This window comes from Sphingobacterium sp. JB170 (genome assembly GCF_900163865.1).
Lineage (GTDB): Bacteria > Bacteroidota > Bacteroidia > Sphingobacteriales > Sphingobacteriaceae > Sphingobacterium.
In genome coordinates, this window is sequence record NZ_FUKU01000030.1 from 194,200 (window position 1) to 212,860 (window position 18,661).

The following is an 18,661-nucleotide window of genomic DNA, read 5'->3' on the forward strand; positions in this document are numbered from 1 at the left end:
AAAATACTTAAAATAACGTCCATTACACTGCTAAGCATTTTCCTGCTCAGTATTGGTATGGTGCTGGCTCTACGGTTCGCTTCGGTGCAAACCTATGTTTCTAAAAGAGTAGCGGATTATTTAAGTGCACAACTGGATACAGAGGTTACCGTTGAGCGTGTTTATTTAGAACCATTTCATTCGCTCGAACTGCAATCGTTATTAATAAATGATCAACGTGGTCAAAAACTACTTTATATCAAACAACTTTCGGCCAGTATTTCTCTCACAAAAATTCTTTCGAATAGGATCGTCATAAAAAAAATAGACGTTCAACAAGCTTATCTCAATTTTGAAATCTTTGAAGATAGCACGAACGTTGCATTCCTAATAGATTATTTTACAACCAAAGAAAAAAAAGACGAATCCTACTCTGCGAAATTAGCGCTTGAATTACAACAGGTCGAACTATTAAACAATGAAATACATTTTACCGATCATCGCCGAAAACCACGTGAAAATGTCGTTAACTTTAATGAGCTCGCACTAACCCAGATTAGTGGATCTTTCCGCGATATCGCTTATGATGAGCACCACCTAGAGGCAGATATCAAACAGCTAACGTTCAAAGACAAAAGTGGCCTATACCTAAAAGAGTTCACGGCACAGTCGTTCCTATCTAGCAGTATGATGGAATTTACAGGCCTAACCGTAGAAACTAACTACTCTAAAGTGGGCAACTACCTTATGATGCGCTATAACAGCTTTTCAGATTTTGAAAATTTCATTAAGGATGTTAAAGTGGAAGGCACCCTTAGTAACGCCTATATCGATTCTCGTGACATTGCTCTTTTTGCACCTGAAGTGGCTCAGATTAGATTTACTACAGCTATACAACAAGCAACCCTGCTAGGAACAGTCGAACACATTCAAGCAAATGATGTAATACTTCGAACAGGTAGCAGCACACGTTTTAAAGGTGACTTCACAGTCGACGGGTTACCCCGAATCGAAAACACGTTTTTCGACTTCAAGATTACTTCCCTTGAAACATCAGCTGAAGATTTAGAACAATTTATTCCTAAGCTGACGAACAATAAAAGCTTTAAACTCCCGCTGCAAGTTCACCAACTTGGAGACCTCAAGTATCAAGGGAGAGCGAACGGTCTTTACCATCAATTTGTAATTAGTGGAACGGCCGAAACAAAACTTGGAACGGTTGAAACCAAATCGACCATCGGGCTGAAGCCTGCGTTATCCTATGCGGGAACGGTCAAGAGTCAGTCATTCGCCGTTGGAACGATAATTAAAGCCAAGAACATAGATACCACGGGATTCGATATAGATTTTAGAGGTCAAGGTACGCACCGGCAATCATTAGAACTTTGGGCCGCAGGGGAACTTCAAAACATTAATTTCCGTGACTACGCCTACGAGAGTTTGATCTTTGAAGGTAAATTCGCTAACGACGTATTCGTGGTAAACGGTAATCTCGATGATCAATTCGCCGCATTAACATACGACGGGACGGTCGACCTTTCGGGCGCAACTCCTAAATATCTATTTTCCTCCAATATACAGACATTGGACCTCAAAAAACTAAAGTTGTTCGATAGGGACCCAATTCTTATTAGTAACTCAAACATTCAGGGCGAGCTGCACGGAAGCTCGCTAAACTCTTTAAACGGCACCATTAAATCCTCGCAACTACAATTCTCCTCCTCGCGGGGAGCTTTCAAAATGGAATCCTTAATCTTTTCATCAGAAGGCGACGAGCAAAATAAACGCCTTAAGATCGAGTCTGATGTTGTCGATGGCACGATACAGGGACAAATAGACCTTAACACAATTGTCCCGTATTTTCGTTCTTTAGCAATGCGTTATGCGCCAGCGATTAATATTGAATCTAAGCCCTACAATCCGCAAAACTTCGATTTGCAACTGGAGATAAAATCATTCGACCCAATTTCTGCACTGTTCGATCCGAACCTGAGGCTTGATGATGGGGCGAAGCTATCGGCGAATTTTTCTTCCGATAATTATACGGCAACATTTGATGCATTTACGCCAATTGTATCCTACAGAGGCATTGGCCTTAAAAACTTAAAACTTCTTGAGAATGCGGACGACACAAACTTTTCTTTAGATATATCTGCCGACCGGTTAAGCTTCACCGATTCAACCTATATCGATAATATAAAAATTGCCAACGTACTGGCGAACGATAGCCTCAATTTCGAGTTAATACTGTCGGAGGCTGACCGCGAGAACTATGTTAACTTGAATGGTAATATCCACTTTGCGCATAACAAACCTGCGTATATTCGTTTAAAACAATCGGATATCGTTCTAAACCAAGAACATTGGAATGTGAATCACGAGGCAGAGCTTCGAGTTTCAAAAGGTAAGATATACTTAAATAACCTGGTGTTCAAACATGAACGCCAAGAAATAAAAATGGATGGCGTACTATCCGATCAGGATGACGACCTAAATATTTCCTTTCAGGACTTCAACCTTACCTCACTATCAGGGATCACAAAACCCATTGGGATAGACCTGCTCGGTAATTTGAGTGGTGACGTACGTCTAAATTCTGTGTTCGATTCGCCCAACTTTTCTGCGCATATTACGACTACCCCTATCGTCTACAACAATATTCCAGTCGGCAACCTCATTATAAATGCTGACTACGACCCGACGTTCGGAATGATACGAATTGCCTCTGAATTGCGAGACGTGGATGGCGACGGGATAAATTTAACGGGAACGTATGATATCAATAACCAAAAAGACGCCTTAGCAATTCAAGCTAAAGCCCGCGACGTAGATTTAGGTATCGCACAACCATTTCTTCGTTATCTCGTTAGCGACCTTTATGGTACCCTAAGTGGAGAAGTTACCATTAAAGGCTCCCTAAAAAACCCTGTATTTAACGGGTTTTCTCATATCAAAGAAGGTTCTTTTCTAGTGAACTATTTGCAGTCTCGATATGAGATGATTGAACAGCATGCTATCTTAGAGAACAACACCATATATTTGAAAGATTACCAATTTAAAGATGAGCACGGGGCAATCGCGAACTCAAATGGATATATCAACCTAAACAAGTTGTCCGATCCTGAACTGAACATCAAAATTTCCGCAAATAACCTACAAATATTAAACACCAAGCGAAACGATAATGAGGTGTTCTATGGAACCGCATTTGCGAGTGGGAACTTTACCTTTTTAGGCCCTACATCGGCACTTGCAATCAGCATGAATGCGCAATCCGAACCTAACACAACGATAACACTACCATTTAATACTTCGCTTACCGTAAGCGACAGTGACTTTCTTTACTTTATGAATCCCGATTCAGCAGAATTGAGTGCGAAGGCTACTAAGCGTCTATTTAAAGGGCTCACAATGAATATGGACCTCGCCTTCACGCCAGATGCCGAAATAAATTTAGAGAACAACGTGGGCTCTCTTACCGGTGTAGGCAACGGTAACGTTTCGCTGCGCTTATCAAATTTAGGAGACTTGGAAATGTTTGGCGATTATCGGATTGTCAATGGGAAATTCCATTTTACAGCACAGGATTTCTTCAATAAATATTTTGATTTGAAGGAAGGGGGAACAGTACGTTGGGCAGGGAATCCCGCAGAGGCTATCGTCAACCTGAGTGCGAGCTACCAACAACGGACCTCGATTGCACCACTTTACAATGCAGCAGGGAGAACCGAAAATAATGACCGGATCTTAGCTCAGGCCGACATGTTATTAAAAGGTTCCTTATCACAGCCCGAGGTATCGTTTGAGTTGAATTTTCCACAGGATCCTTACGTGAAAGATGAACTTCAGGGATACCTGAGTGACATCAACAACGTAAACCAGCAGGCAATTAGTTTAATAGTACGTCGAAGCTTCACCCCAGCATCCACGCAGGAGTTCGGCCGTGAGGTAAATAACACTTTACTTTCCGCGGGAACCGAAATCGCCTTCAATCAATTAAACAGCATTATTTCGCAGTCTTTAAACATGAATTTTCTAGACTTGAATATTCGCTCTTTTAACGATGCATCCGCATCGCTGCGTTTCTTTGACGATCGGCTTATCTTTACCGGAGGAGTGACAGATCGGAGTAAAACTCAACTAAATGATCTCACTCTATTTTCCGATCAAATTGCGACCGATGCAGAGCTTACTTTCCGTCTTCGTGATGACGGTAACTTAGTTTTGCGAGCCTACAATAGACTTAACACAAGAAACTTTTTATTCACCCCATACAGCGACTACATTAGCGCAGTAGGTTTAGTCTACCGGCAAGAATTCAATTCGCTATCGGATTTCTGGCGAAATATTTGGATATCGAGACGGAAACAAATAGAAGTTGAAAAGGACGAGGCGAGTCCAAATGAACTACCGAAAGCTACGCCCAGCGACACCACACGCCAAGAGCTCGTACCCTTTCCTTGAGCATCTGTGATTAAAGGTATAGTTTTACCAAGTACAACCACTCATCTTTAAGTTCTCCGTGGAACTCTTTTGATTTTGCCTTGCCGTACCAGTATCGTGCATTCCAGACATCCCCTTCCACCCGGTGTAGGTACGCGTGCACCCGGGAGGACTTATCATCCTCCAGGTGATCTATTAAGGTGTGGGCAGCCTGCCAATCTCCCTTCGCGTCGTACCACAACGCTTTCAAGGCAGTGCTTAACGTATCTGCCGGCTTTTGATCTTGTTCTATAGAACGTAAAAACTCCTCGTATTGCATCCTAAGTTGAAATTAGTAAAAAATATGCAAAAGGCAATGGTTTAGGCCATTGCCTTTTTGATTATTTAAATTTACTTGCTAGAGCAGCAAGCTTCTTCGCCATATCGGTTTCTGGCGCTTTACTCCGACGTTCGTTTTTTGTTGCCGGGCGTTTCTCCTGTGTTTTCATGGAAAGACCAATGCGCTTTCTGCGCTCATCAATTTCCGTTACAGTAACGGTTACCTGCTGTTGCACTTTGACCACTTCATTAGGATCTGCTACAAAACGATTCGCTAACTGGCTTAGGTGTATCAGACCATCTTGATGCACCCCAATATCAACAAATGCGCCGAAGTTCGTAATATTCGTTACTATTCCCGGCAATTTCATGCCTACCTTAAGGTCTCCAATACTGTTCACACCGTCGGTAAAAGAAAATTCTTCAAACTGCTCCCGAGGGTCTCGTCCCGGTTTGGATAATTCGGAGAGGATGTCATTCAGCGTTGGAATACCAACATCATCCGTAACATAACGCTCAAGGTCAATTTGCGCACGTAGCTTCTCTTCACTCATTAAATCTTCCACTCTCGCATTTACTTCCCGCGCCATTTTTTCAACTAGAGCGTAACGTTCTGGATGTACCGCCGAGGCATCCAACGGTTGCTCTCCTGCACGTATCCGTAAAAACCCCGCCGCTTGCTCAAAGGCCTTCTCCCCTAGACGAGGCACTTTCTTAAGTTCCTTCCGTGTACGAAACGGCCCATTTGCGACACGGTAATTTACGATTTGTTGAGCCAGGGATGGACCTAAACCTGAAATATAAGAGAGAATTTGCTTGGAGGCAGTGTTTAATTCCACGCCCACAGCATTCACACAGGACACGACGGTGTCGTCCAAGGCTGTTTGTAGCTTGTTCTGATCGACATCGTGTTGGTATTGTCCTACTCCAATCGACTTTGGTTCAAGCTTCACGAGCTCTGCAAGTGGGTCCATCAGTCGCCGTCCAATAGACACGGCACCGCGAACCGTCACATCATAATCAGGAAATTCCTCACGCGCCACTTCGGACGCCGAATATATCGATGCACCCGACTCATTAACCATTACTACAGTAACCCCAAGCTGCATTTTACGCACAAAATCCTCGGTCTCCCGCCCCGCTGTACCGTTCCCTACGGCTATAGCTTCGATATTATATTTCTCAACCAGATGTTTCACCGTCCTTGCTGCTTGATCTGCATTGCCTGCACCCGTGTGTGGGAAAATAGCGGTATGCTCTAACAAGGTCCCTTGCGCATCCAGCACAACAGTTTTACACCCTGTACGAAATCCCGGATCAATCGCCAATAAGCGTTTTTGACCTAATGGCGCCCCCAAAAGAAGTTGACGTATGTTCTCAGCGAATACTTTTATTGCGTCTTGGTCTGCACGTTGTCTTGTGAACACGCGAATCTCAGTCTCCATGGATGGCTTGAGAAGACGTTTATAGCCGTCGTGTAATGCCAACTTCAGCTGATCCGTCGAAGCGTTATTCGCTCTGATATATTGCCGCTCGATTAGCGGAACGATTAACTGTTCATCTACGGTGATATCTAAATATAACAATTCCTCTTTCTCACCCCGTCGCATCGCGAGTACACGATGCGAGGGGGCATCTTTGAGCGACTCAGTCCACTCAAAATAATCAGTATACTTCACCGCTTGCTCTTCTTTTCCGGGGACGACCTTCGCCACAAATTGCCCTTTTTCCAAAAAAATCTTCCGTGCATTAGCACGCACCAGCGAGTCTTCTGCTATTTGCTCAGCAATAATATCTCGAGCGCCGGCGAATGCTTCTTCGACCGTATTAACACCTTTTTCATTATCAATAAAAGCTTCAGCGGCAGCGTCAATATCGCCCTGCTCTTGGTTAAGTAAGATTTCGGCGAGCCCTTGTAGACCCTTTTCGCGTGCTGACGATGCCCGCGTTTTGCGTTTCGGCTTATACGGCAAGTAGATATCCTCTAATAGAGCCATTGTTTCGGCTCCATGAACCTGAGTCTGAAGTTCGGGTGTTAATTTCCCTTGATCGTTAATGGATTTCAAGACAGCTTCCTTTCGTTTGCCAAGATCTCTTAGCTGTTGTACCCTGTCCCGTATACTGGTAACTTGTACCTCATCTAAACTTCCAGTCATCTCTTTACGATAGCGAGATATAAATGGAATTGTTGCTCCTTCGTCGAGCAGTCCAATCGTTGTTTTTACTTGCCGACTACTTACTCCTAATTCCTGCGAAATAATAATTTCGTATGCCATAAAAAATAATGAATATGAAAAAAGAAAGCCGTTGGACATAATGACCAACAGCCTTTTATTTTATAAGTTTAATACGTTTATGCGTTCTTTTTAGGCTCTTCGTCTGCTGGCTCTTGCTGGGCAACAGGTGTAGGTTCTGTGACCGTACTTTCCTCAGAGGAAAAATGGTCATTATACCCATAGGAATAATGCTCTCCACCGGATGAGGGCTGCTGTCCTGGGTTGTGTGTTAATGTATTTTCAGGAGTCGTGAACTGCGGGAGGGAATTCTTGTCCTCCGGCTTTTCTTCGACTTTTTCTGTGTTTTCTACTTCATCAACCGTCGAGGATACTTTATCTTCCGCTTCGGGCTCTACAGGCTTAGTCTCCTGTTTTGGTTCGTCAACGGTTACATCGAGATCCTTTTCAAAATTATTTATTTGATCTGAAATTTCCTGTTTTATCCCTTCAGAAGCATCTTTAAACTCGCGGATTCCACGTCCCAAACCACGCGCTAATTCAGGTAATTTCTTACCTCCAAAAAGCAATAAGATAACGATGACAATAAGCACCATTTCTTGTGTTCCAATATTCAAAAACCCTAATACCATCTCTTTTCTACTTTATTTTGTCTTTTAACGTGACTAAGGTAAGTTTAAATTTACTTTACCTCAAAATTTTTGTTGTAATTATTTAGTAACAAAGTGATCTGCACTGCCCTCAAAGGCGTACATAAAGTCGCACAACGTTTGGTGCCGGATTCACTAAAAGTGCCTTTTGATTTGTTACCTTTGCACGTTCACTATGTTACAAAGTTACTACAAAGAAAATAAGTATTTTTACCTCAGCACTATTGCGCTGGCAGGGCCCGTTATTATTTCGCAATTGGGACAAACCCTCGTGCAGACCGCAGACACCGTAATTGTCGGAAAATTTGTCGGAACCATACCTCTAGCGGCGGTCTCCTTGGTTCACTCGGTATTTCTTGTCGTAATGGTCATTGGGCTTGGTATCTCCTACGGCCTCACTCCTTTAATTGCTAAAGAAAATGGCAGAGGAAATAAAAAGGCCTGTGGAGAGCTACTTTCCAATAGTTTGTGGTTGAATATTTGCACCGCATTTGTACTTTTCGCGCTCGTAAACTACGGTTCAACGTATGCAATGGAACATTTGGACCAAGATCCACGCGTGGTAGAAACCGCTAAACCATACTTGCTGATACTTATGGTATCCATCATGCCTTTAATGATATTTAACACCTTTAAACAATTTGCAGAGGGGTTAGGTTTCACAAAACAGGCTATGAATATTACTATATGGGGGAACTTGCTAAATATTATCTTAGCGATACTTTTCGTAAAAGGCTTCTGGATCATTGAGCCAATGGGCATTATCGGCGTGGGTTATGCGACGTTAATCGATCGTGTGTTGATGATGATCGTCATGTCGGTCTATGTCCTTCGCTCAAAACATTTCGAAGAATACACCCGCGAGTTTAAATGGCTATATATCCGTAAAGTACAAACAATAAGCATCTTTAAAATAGGAGCCCCTGTTGCGATGCAATATGTATTTGAAATCGGCGCTTTTGCTGTTGCAGCAATTATGGCTGGCCAACTCGGCGCATTGGAACAGGCCAGTCATCAGGTAGCGATTACCCTAGCCTCGATGAGCTACATGATGGCTACCGGTATTGCTTCGGCCGCAACGATTAAAATCGGACACAGCTTCGGTAAGAAGAACATCCAACGCGTAGCTCGGTTCGCGAAGATATCCTATGCCCTTGTCTTGGCCTTTATGGTGGTGTGCGCTTTAATATTCATGATTTTTAATAAGCAGCTCCCTCTGCTGTTTAGCGATGATAACCATGTGATCGCTATTTCAGCACAACTACTAATTATTGCAGGATTATTTCAGCTATTCGATGGCACGCAAGTAGTCGGGCTGGGGGTTTTACGCGGGGTGGGGGACGTAAATGTGCCAACAATAATCACATTCATCGCTTACTGGATTATCGGAATCCCGATGGCATATATTATGGGAATTTACTTAGATATTGGCGTTACTGGTATATGGTATGGCCTCACACTGGGGCTATTGAGCTCGTCGTTACTTCTGTATTTGCGCTACCAAAAAATTATCGATAAGCATAAGTCAAAGAACAACATATCCACATAAAAAAAAGACACTAAACAAGATCAAAAACCTTTCTTTAGTGCCTTTACGTCAAATATTGGTTCGACTAAATGATACGGTTAGTATCCCAGTTTTCCAGATAATCTGCTACTCTTTTTAGAAATGTACCGCCCAACGCGCCGTCAATAATACGATGGTCATATGACATCGATAAGTACATCATATGCCGAATCGCAATAACATCACCGTGCTCGGTTTCTAAAACGGCAGGTCGTTTTTTTATCGTGCCCACGGCTAATATTGCCGCCTGGGGCTGATTGATAATCGGTACCCCCATTATATTGCCGAACGCACCGATATTCGTAAATGTAAAAGTTCCCCCTTGTGTGTCGTCAGGCTTCAACTTGTTTTCACGCGAGCGGCCTGCCAAATCGTTGACAGACTTACTCAATCCAACCAAACTCAACTGGTCGGCATTGCGAATCACCGGAACAATTAAATTTCCAGTGGGTAATGCCGCGGCCATACCGATATTAATATCCTTCTTTTTAATAATATAATTTTCATCTATAGACACGTTTATCATGGGAAAATCCTTCAGGGCCTTGCATATTGCTTCGATGAAGATGGGGGTGAAAGTAATATTTTCTCCCTCGCGTTTCTTATACCCTTCTTTCCATTTGTTACGCCAGTTGACAATATTAGTCACGTCGGCTTCAACAAAAGACGCCACATGAGGCGAAGTTTTCACGCTATGCACCATATGATTTGCGATCAGTTTTCGCATACGGTCCATTTCAATAATTTCATCGCCAGGAGCCCTGACAGTCGCCGCTCGTAGGATGTCCTGCCCGCCAGAATTCGCATCCGTAGCGTGCGCCTGTTCCGGTTCGTTTACGGCAGCATGTTGCTCCTCTGCTTCCCTTGCGGTAACTTGCGGATTGCCGGGCATTCTAGCAGGTGTCCTTGCCGCTAAGAAATCAAAAATATCTTGTTTGGTTACCCTGCCCTCGGTTCCTGTACCTGCAATACTATCAAGTTCCTTTTGTGTTAAACCTTCCTGTTGAGCAATATTACGAACTAGAGGGGAATAAAACCGAAGCCCATTGCTTGATGCATTTCCACCCTGCTCCTGCTCGGCGAGCAACTCGGTTCCCGGAATATCGAGGATCACATCTTGTTCATCTTTTTTCTCGCCGGGCTGCGCTATATTGAATTCTTGCGAAGACTCCCCGTCCTGCTCTGGCACATTATCCTTATTTTCAACATTCTGAACAGAATCTTCGCCATGTAGATCTTCACGGCTTGTTGGTTGCTCAGACGCAAGCCCTTGTTCAATTGCTCCTTCAATTTCGATCCACGCAATAACTTCTCCCACTTGAACAACTTGATTGGGCTCAAATAGAATTTTCGCTAATGTTCCAGACACTGGCGCAGGCACTTCAGAGTCAACTTTATCTGTCGCTACCTCGGCCACGGTGTCGTCTTCTTCAACACGCTCACCAATAGCTTTTACCCATTTGGTGATGGTTGCTTCCGACACACTCTCTCCCATTTTTGGTAATACCAATTTATATATTCCCATACACGTTATATTCGTTGAATAAATCACTAAATTAACATTTTATCTACATAATTTCGGTAAACAAAACATAATAATTAAATAAGCGTAAAGTACAAAATATTATTTCGTCACCTCAATTGTTCTGTCTGAAACAATCGCCACAGCATGGTAAGCCCGGCCATTCGAGTACGCTCGATATTTACCGCTCGATCATTCTTGAAATACAAGGTTTTCACGACTATTTCCCGGCACCCAGCTACGGCGATGCACACCATCCCGACTGGCTTATTTTTTGTACCACCTGTTGGTCCCGCTATGCCCGTTGTTGCTACGGCATAATCACTCTTGTATAATTTCTGGGCCCCCGTAGCCATCTCCACGGCCGTTTGCTCGCTAACTGCGCCGAACTGCTGCAACGTTCGTTCATCAACACTTAACACATCGATTTTCGCCGCATTTGAATACACGACAGCTCCACCATAAAACATCGTGCTAGCACCTGCGATCGCGGTTAGACTATTCGAAATTGCTCCCCCCGTGCAGCTTTCCGCTGTAGATAATGAGCAATTTGCCGCGGCAAACTGCTCGACGATCACCTGTTCGAAGGAATCATTTACCCGCGCGACAACATCCGCCCCCACTCGCCGCTCTATTTCGGTTGCAAAATTATTGGTCAATTGCTCGATTTCCTGTTCGTTATCCCCATGCGCGGTAAGACGTAACAAAACAGACCCTAAACGTGGTAAATAGGCTAGTTTAATATACGATGGAAGTCGCTCCTCAATATCAACGATGGACTTTGCTAAATGTGACTCACCGATCCCAACTGTTAGCAGATACGCATTATAAATGAAGCCATTTTTGGCATAATTTGCCAATATTGGTAATACCCTATTTTCCATCAAATATTTCATTTCAAAAGGGACGCCAGGCAAAAATATATAGTATTTACCGCCATCTTCAATCGCCATGCCAGGGGCAGTACCGACATCATTAAATAGAACCGTCGCTTTCGTAAGAACATCCGCCTGCTGCTTATTAATATCAGGCATATTTTCAAAGCCTAGTTTGGAAAACAGCGTATTGACATGCTCCAACACTTGCTGATCCCGTACGATATCCGACTGAAAATAAGATGCAATCGTACTTTTAGTAACATCATCTTTGGTTGGTCCTAATCCGCCCGTGACAAGAATAATATCCGCCCCTGATCGCGCTTGGTCAAGTCCCTGCCGTATAGCCTGGGGCGTATCGGCTATAGATACCACCTGAAATATCGATATATGCAATGCCGTAAGCTGGCTCGCGATCCAACTGGAATTTGTATCGACAATCTGACCATTAAGGATCTCGTCGCCTATGGTAATTATCGCTGCTTTCATGATGAAACTGGTTTATATTTAATACCTATAGTGGCTCTCTCGTTTCGAGAGTTTCAAATCTTGTAATATCGAGGCTTTCGCACGAATGGTAATGTTGTAACTTTTATATTGCCCAAATGGTGTCCAGCCTACCGAAAGGTCCCAACAATGTAGATCCCTGTAAATATTAAAGCGTGTCAATGACAATGCTTTCTGCCTAAAATCGTACCCGGTATTAAACTGCACTTTCCACTTAGGTGTTACATTAAAATCACCATTTAAATTTACCGTTGCGGTAATATTGTTTTGCATTTTACGGTCCGAACTGTTCCAGCTTTTATTGTAATTCATACTAAACGATCCGTTCAGATTCCAAGGTATTTCAAAATCGACGAAGGCATTAGGATCGGTACTTATCCGAGCAAGTGCTTCCGCCTGTTCTTGGCTCATATTGGGCATCTGATTGCGCAAGGAATCAATATTGTTATTTCTACTTTTATTCGCGTTTGGATTCAGGCTATAATCGAATGACATCCCGAAATTCGTCAATCGAGCCAGCTTACCTTCTTGAAGCGCGAATCGATCAATCCGAACACCATTTTCATTAACGACATACGGGTCAAACGTACCGTTGAAATTTAGATTAATCTTATCCTTAAAAAGCGATGTACGCCCCGAAAAGCTTATCGTGGAGAGCTTCAGTGAATCGGCCATAAAATTATAGTTACCGCTGAACGTCAAACCCTGTAGTATTTTAACCTTCCTGAAGCCTTTACCGGTTGTATCGTTGTCATCCCTAACCTTCGCTTCGATGTTGTTATCAATCGAAAAGCCGATACCCATGGATTTACCGGCCGAAGGCGAACCATAAATCCCTCCCTCGAAGATGGAATAGCGTTCCTGCATACCATTATCATTGACGTAATCGCGATAAAACCCATAACTTGGATCCGAGAAGTCCGGCCGGTAATTTAAGTTAATTGACGGCGTAACAACGTGGCGGATGGCTTCTATCTTCCCCATCTTTGGATACATACCGTATATTTTCGTAGATAGACCCGAAGAAACCGAATAATCGTACGCCCGGCGGAAACCCTGCACCGTATCGCGGACAGCAGTAAAACCATTAACCTCATTTTCCAGCTTTTTACGCACAGATTGTAAATACCACCGCTCGGTATAATTTACCGAGGTATTAAACTGAAAATATTTAAACGCGTTTAAGCTGAGTGAGACTGGTATATTGTGTTGAAATCCGTTCGTAAAATCTTTGAGCGATTCCTTCTTAAATAAAAGTGAATCCGCCGTTGTGATAGTATTTCGCCCTTGCAGACTATAACCAACAGTGATACGTTGGTACCACTTCTGCTCGCCCACGCGATCCTTGGAATCGAAGGGGTTGAATGACGCAACATTTAAACTAAACGAAGGCAGCTCCAAGTTCACCTGTCCGGTGGACATATCTTGACTATGCCCCAGGCGGGACGTGAAATTCACCTTCCCATCGGCAAACACTTTTCCATAAGCAATAGAAGAGGACATATTGTTACGCGTCACATCCTCCACGGAGTTTTGCTGATTAAAACCCGTATTGTTAAAATACGAACGCGTACCAAAATTAACCGATGCCGAGAACGATGTCCCTGGATTCGCTTCTTGTCGCTGAGTATGATTCCATGTGACATTAAAATCTTTGTTCGAACCGTAATTTTCGGTTCCTTCCACCCCTGCTTTGGTTGACGCATAGCGAATATTGAACCCTCCGCTATATTTATAATTTACCATATAATTGGTTCGTACACTGGCCTCCCACGATCCTTTGGAATAAAAGCTTCCTCGTAACTCCGAATCCCAATAATCGTTAAACGCCAGATACCAACCGAAGTCTCGAATAGCAAAACCACGTGTAGCGTCTTCTCCGAATGATGGAAATAGAAATCCTGAAGCGCGTTTATTCGTTTTGGGGAAAAACCCAAAAGGTACGGCAATAAATTTGATGGGTATATTCTCTACGACTAAATAGGAAGGCCCTACAATGACGTGATTTTTTGCCAATAAGCCTTTAGTAAATTGTATCCCGAAGTGGGTATGGGGATACGGAAGATTACAGGTACTGTACATTCCGGTGCGCAATGAAAGCTCGTCATACAAATTTTTGCGAACAACTTTCGCCTGTATATACGCACCGTCCTGCTCGGTCATGATGCCGTAGGTGTTCCCCTCCTTAGTTTTATAGTCGTAAAGGAGTGAATCGACCGATTTTGGTGTGTCACCCGGAAAAATTACAACGGGCCGGCCAACATAATCACCATTGTGGTCGACAACACCGCTCGCAAAAAGTTGATTCGTATTCCGATCTAATCGTATATAATCGGCCGAAAGTTCAAAATCCTGGTACTTTACTTTTGCTCCGCTATAAAGGTGTAAAACATTTTCGCTCACCTGATTCCAAGATGAATCGTTAGCCACAATCGTGACCATAGTTTCTAGACCATCCTGATCTTTCATCATCAAGGTGTCCTGTCCCTGGGTTTCTTTTAAATGGTTTTTTGTAGTATCGTTTCCAATTCGCGTGGTATCCACACTGTTACCTATATTCGTTTTAGTTGTATCTAAAACCTGCGCATTAGAAGCCACAACAGCCATGAATAAGAACAAAATGCTACAGAAAAAACAAGATAACGTCTTCAAAGTAAAATACGAATGTTATTTTTGTGTGAATTTAAACTTTCTAATGGCAAAAATAGTCAAAAAACAATTAGAAAGCGTGAACGTGAGGCACGAATAAAAAATAAATTTGACGGTTGTTTCACCAACTATTAAACGAAGTATTTCAACGGATATAACACTGATGGCAAAAAAAATAATTTTCAAAAAACTAAATTTGATTGCGGCGGCATTCTTCACCCTAACCCTTTCGACCGCTTATCAACCCATAACTCCTCCAAAGCAAGAAGGCAAGTCTTCACTTAACCAAGTCCGTACCATTGTGCTCGATGCCGGCCATGGAGGAAAAGATCCTGGTGCACGAGGAAGTAAAACAACTGAAAAAGTCATTGCTCTGCAGGTCGCATTAAAGCTTGGAGAAAAAATAAAAAAGGATCTACCAGGCGTTAAAGTGATTTACACACGTAGTTCGGACGTATTTATTGACTTATATAAAAGACCTGATATTGCTAATAAAGCAAAAGCAGACTTGTTTATATCCATTCACTGTAATTCCGCTAACGGCAGTAAACGTGTACGTGGGCGAAATGGGAAATACTATTCACAAACTGTGCGTCGCCCGACAGTGCGAGGGACCGAAACATTTGTTTTAGGTTTCAACCGTATGGGGAAGCAAGATGTTGCCATACGCGAGAATGCGGCGATATTGTTTGAAGAAAACTACGAAGAAAACTACGGCGGGTTTGACCCAAAAGATCCCTCGTCGATGATCGTATTCCAACTGCTTAAAACACAATATAGAAGAGAAAGCATTCGTTTAGGGTCGTACATGCAAGACGAGTATGTCCGTACTCAACGTAACAATCGTGGTGTACAAGAACTGTCGTTAGCCGTATTGAAAACAGCGGGGATGCCGGCCGTTTTGACCGAAATAGGCTTTATTAGTAGTCCACAAGAGGAAACGTACATGATGTCTAATGCGGGCCAGACTGAAATAGTAACAAGTTTATTTAATGCCATAAAAACATATAAAACTTCCGTGGAGCGGTAAACCCGCAAACTTTTAGTACTTTAGTTTTACACATTACTATTCAGGTCATATTTTGAAAATAACAAACGAAACAAAGGTCGGCATCATCACAATAGTCTCGCTAGCGCTATTATTCATTGGCTATAATTTCTTAAAAGGCAATGATGTATTCAGCAGCGATAACGAGTATTATACAGATTATGATAACGTCGACGGTTTAACAACATCGAAACCTGTTGTTGTAAACGGTTATCAAATTGGACGAGTATCCCGTATGAACTTGTTAAATAATGGTAAGATCCGTACACACTTTAAAATAAAGGACGATTACGAAATCCCCTCAAATACGGTTGCACGTATTGTCAGCGCGGACTTATTAGGAAGCAAAGCAATCGTATTTGAATTAGGTAATAGCACAACCCTTGCAAACGACGGTGACCCTTTACTATCGGATGTACAAGCAAACCTGCTGGAAAAAGTAGAACCACTACAAAAGAAAGTAGAAAATTTAGTTGTAAAGCTCGACTCGGTACTTTCGGCTGTAAACACAGCGCTTGACGACGAGTTTCAACGCGATTTCAAAAGCAGCTTACACAGCATCTCGATATCACTAAACAACATGGAACGCATAACCAGCGATGTGGAGGGGTTGATGGGGTCAGAAAAAATTCGCTTAGCTACAATTATGCAAAATTTAGAATCCATTACGAATAACTTCAAGAACAACAACGACAAGATCAACAATATACTAGCGAACTTAGATAACCTATCGGAAGATCTTTCACAAACGGAAATCAAAGCAACGATCGACAATGCAAATCGTGTCATGAAAGATGTGCAGGCGATTACCTCAAAAATCAACAACGGCGAAGGAAGCATCGGATTATTGCTCAACGACGACAAGCTTTACAACAACCTAAGCAGTGCGTCGGGTGAACTGGATACTTTAATAAATGACGTAAAGGAAAGACCAGGACATTATATCCGGCTGAGTATATTCGGCAAGAAAGACACCAAGTAGTCCTATATCGGATATCTAAAAACTAAAGGTCCCGTGCGTAGCATTAACTTCATACAGGACTTTCCCCCGAAGAACAGGTAGCGCGTACTCCAATAGGATCTCAAGTATGCAAAATTTGCTTATAGCCCTAACAAATACGCCCCGCGGGTAATCTCGCAAACCGCGGCAATGCCTTCCAACAAGAAACAGGGAGCTTTTGTATAGCCCCCTGTTAAATAAATAAAACATCAAATTCCCAGGGTTGGGTTACTTGTTTTGTAAGAGCACACCATTTGACAGCACAATCTGCTGCTCAGGAATATATTCGATGATATTTTCGCTAGAAGGCTCAATGGTCAAGAATGAATTCGCATTCGAAATATGGGTACCAGGGTATTGTCTGTCCAATGTTTTACCGTTTCTGAATAGATCAAATTTCCTATGTCCTTCCCACGCAAGTTCTAGTTGTCGTTCAGCCATAACTACATCTAAGGCGCTCTGCCCATTCAAATTCCCTGTTGTCCATAAGCCTGCGTTGGGAATACCGGCACGTTTACGAATCACATTCACGTCTGCAAGCGCGCCTTCAACATTACCCAACTTAGCATGTGCTTCTGCACGAATTAAATAGATTTCTGCTAAACGAGAGATGACAGGCGACCAAAGGTGAGGCTGCCCTTCTTGCCCGGAGCACTTGGTAATATAGTATTTCAGATACCCATTTCGGTTGTCCAACTTTGAATCAACAAGCACAGTTCGCGTTTTCCCGCCTTTATTAATAAAATATTCGAAGGATCCAGCACCATTTGATTCCTTTGCGAGTTTCTTGGTCGCTCCAGACTCTTGATAGGTATAATCTGTTCCCGACTTTTGAACAACAACACTTTGATATTTGTAATCGTCGTCCACGAAGTAGGCATGCAGCTCATTCGCGTTTGCAACAACCGGATCGATCATAGTGTAACGTACATCTTCGGGATATTTACGCACCGCTTCCAAATAGGATCGCGAAGCATACATCTCGCCCCATCCGGCCCCTTCGATACTAGCGTACATCGATCCTATTGTATACCATCCATCATCTGGATAATCGACATCTTTTACAAACTTGATTGCAAAAATACTCTCTGAATTACTTTCGGGGGTCCCTGTAGAGAGCTGGCTATAATTTGCTGTTGATAACAACAAGAATTTTCCGGAATTTAACACCTTATTGGCATACGCGATAGCCTTCTCATTATCTCCCTTATATAAATACAATCGCGCAAGCAGCGCCTGAGTGGCATATACGTTCCCATAAACATTACCTTTGAACGTATTAAAAAGGCTTTCGGCTTTCAAAAGATCTTGTTCCACCTGATCGTAAACTTCCTTAACAGTATTTCGGGGTAGCACTTCGAAAGGATCATCGGCTAAGTTTAGCGGTACAGCCAAGTTTACTTCTGCACCTTGATTATAAGGTTTGCCGAAAACATTAGTGAGGTAGAAATACATTAAACTTCTCAAGTATAAATTCTCAGCGATGATTTCATCACCCATCTCGCTCTCGCCTTCTACCACACGGTTAATTAAGTGATTGGTACCCGCAATAATTTTATAAGATGTCGACCAGAATGAATTTACCCTATCGTTACTTACAATACGTTGGTAGTTGTAGTTATAGAAAAAGTTATCCGTTGTCGTTCCAGAAAGCGTTACGTTATCGCTCGGATATTCCGTCACACGGTGCCAGTTTTCAACCCAGCTTTTAAGGTTGTGGTAGTTCCCGTTATTCAAGGCCACCAAAGCACCTGGAGTATTATCAATCGACTCATTAGTGAGTGAATCGTAAGGCTTTTTATCCAACGAACACGAGCTCGTTAGCATCGCAATTGCTGCCGAATATATAAAAATTTGTTTCATGTTTTC

General features: G+C 42.8%; 11 protein-coding genes. 4 read left to right on the forward strand and 7 right to left on the reverse strand.

The features are described 5' to 3' along the window. Positions 1–57: 57 nt before the first annotated feature. Entirely contained in the window at positions 58–4,443 is a 4,386-nt protein-coding gene (locus tag FM107_RS09935; protein ID WP_086948347.1) for a translocation/assembly module TamB domain-containing protein, read from the forward strand. 10 nt (positions 4,444–4,453) lie between these two features. Here the strand turns inward: FM107_RS09935 and FM107_RS09940 are convergent, their stop codons facing one another. The 3 genes from FM107_RS09940 to FM107_RS20100 all read right to left on the reverse strand — a co-directional run bounded on the left by FM107_RS09940 (position 4,454) and on the right by FM107_RS20100 (position 7,606). Then, positions 4,454–4,741 (reverse strand): hypothetical protein, encoded by a 288-nt coding sequence (locus FM107_RS09940; protein WP_086948348.1) that lies wholly within the window; start codon positions 4,739–4,741, stop codon positions 4,454–4,456. Positions 4,742–4,802: 61 nt separating this feature from the next. After that, positions 4,803–7,016, reverse strand: coding sequence for a Tex family protein (locus FM107_RS09945; protein ID WP_086948349.1), 2,214 nt, complete (start codon positions 7,014–7,016; stop codon positions 4,803–4,805). A gap of 77 nt (positions 7,017–7,093) precedes the next feature. Continuing rightward, entirely contained in the window at positions 7,094–7,606 is a 513-nt protein-coding gene (locus tag FM107_RS20100) for a twin-arginine translocase TatA/TatE family subunit (RefSeq protein WP_086948350.1), read from the reverse strand. Between the two features lie 193 nt (positions 7,607–7,799). Between FM107_RS20100 and FM107_RS09955 the strand changes: the two genes are divergently transcribed. Beyond that, on the forward strand, positions 7,800–9,173 hold the full coding sequence (locus FM107_RS09955) for an MATE family efflux transporter (RefSeq protein ID WP_086948351.1): 1,374 nt from the start codon (positions 7,800–7,802) through the stop codon (positions 9,171–9,173). A 64-nt stretch (positions 9,174–9,237) separates the two neighbouring features. Here the strand turns inward: FM107_RS09955 and FM107_RS09960 are convergent, their stop codons facing one another. The 3 genes from FM107_RS09960 to FM107_RS09970 form a co-directional block, all read right to left on the reverse strand. Then, a complete protein-coding gene (locus FM107_RS09960; RefSeq protein WP_086948352.1) occupies positions 9,238–10,716 on the reverse strand; it encodes a dihydrolipoamide acetyltransferase family protein in 1,479 nt (492 codons plus the stop codon). Positions 10,717–10,823: 107 nt separating this feature from the next. Next, positions 10,824–12,077: a competence/damage-inducible protein A gene (locus tag FM107_RS09965; protein WP_086948353.1), complete on the reverse strand. Its 1,254-nt coding sequence runs from the start codon at positions 12,075–12,077 to the stop codon at positions 10,824–10,826. Positions 12,078–12,095: 18 nt separating this feature from the next. Beyond that, positions 12,096–14,702 carry a putative LPS assembly protein LptD gene (locus FM107_RS09970; protein WP_256959458.1) on the reverse strand — a complete coding sequence of 869 codons (2,607 nt, stop codon included), beginning with the start codon at positions 14,700–14,702 and terminating at the stop codon, positions 12,096–12,098. 205 nt (positions 14,703–14,907) lie between these two features. On the opposite strand from FM107_RS09970, the gene FM107_RS09975 reads away from it, so the two are divergent. Both FM107_RS09975 and FM107_RS09980 read left to right on the forward strand, forming a co-directional pair. Further along, positions 14,908–15,774 (forward strand): N-acetylmuramoyl-L-alanine amidase, encoded by an 867-nt coding sequence (locus FM107_RS09975; RefSeq protein WP_086948354.1) that lies wholly within the window; start codon positions 14,908–14,910, stop codon positions 15,772–15,774. Between the two features lie 52 nt (positions 15,775–15,826). Next, the gene (locus FM107_RS09980) at positions 15,827–16,774 is read left to right on the forward strand and encodes an MlaD family protein (RefSeq protein ID WP_086948355.1); all 948 of its coding nucleotides are present in this window, start codon (positions 15,827–15,829) and stop codon (positions 16,772–16,774) included. A 246-nt stretch (positions 16,775–17,020) separates the two neighbouring features. Here FM107_RS09980 and FM107_RS09985 read toward each other — a convergent pair whose 3' ends face one another. Then, entirely contained in the window at positions 17,021–18,655 is a 1,635-nt protein-coding gene (locus FM107_RS09985; RefSeq protein WP_086948356.1) for a RagB/SusD family nutrient uptake outer membrane protein, read from the reverse strand. Positions 18,656–18,661 lie beyond the last annotated feature (6 nt).

Bases quoted from the DNA above. Each gene is read 5' to 3' on its own strand.
- FM107_RS09955 (WP_086948351.1), top strand. From the start codon at position 7,800: ATGTTACAAAGTTACTACAAAGAAAATAAGTATTTTTACCTCAGCACT.
- FM107_RS09935 (WP_086948347.1), top strand. From the start codon at position 58: ATGGTGCTGGCTCTACGGTTCGCTTCGGTGCAAACCTATGTTTCTAAA.
- FM107_RS09960 (WP_086948352.1), bottom strand. From the start codon at position 10,716: ATGGGAATATATAAATTGGTATTACCAAAAATGGGAGAGAGTGTGTCG.
- FM107_RS09940 (WP_086948348.1), bottom strand. From the start codon at position 4,741: ATGCAATACGAGGAGTTTTTACGTTCTATAGAACAAGATCAAAAGCCG.
- FM107_RS09965 (WP_086948353.1), bottom strand. From the start codon at position 12,077: ATGAAAGCAGCGATAATTACCATAGGCGACGAGATCCTTAATGGTCAG.
- FM107_RS09970 (WP_256959458.1), bottom strand. From the start codon at position 14,702: ATGGCTGTTGTGGCTTCTAATGCGCAGGTTTTAGATACAACTAAAACG.
- FM107_RS09975 (WP_086948354.1), top strand. From the start codon at position 14,908: ATGGCAAAAAAAATAATTTTCAAAAAACTAAATTTGATTGCGGCGGCA.
- FM107_RS09985 (WP_086948356.1), bottom strand. From the start codon at position 18,655: ATGAAACAAATTTTTATATATTCGGCAGCAATTGCGATGCTAACGAGC.
- FM107_RS09945 (WP_086948349.1), bottom strand. From the start codon at position 7,016: ATGGCATACGAAATTATTATTTCGCAGGAATTAGGAGTAAGTAGTCGG.
- FM107_RS20100 (WP_086948350.1), bottom strand. From the start codon at position 7,606: ATGGTATTAGGGTTTTTGAATATTGGAACACAAGAAATGGTGCTTATT.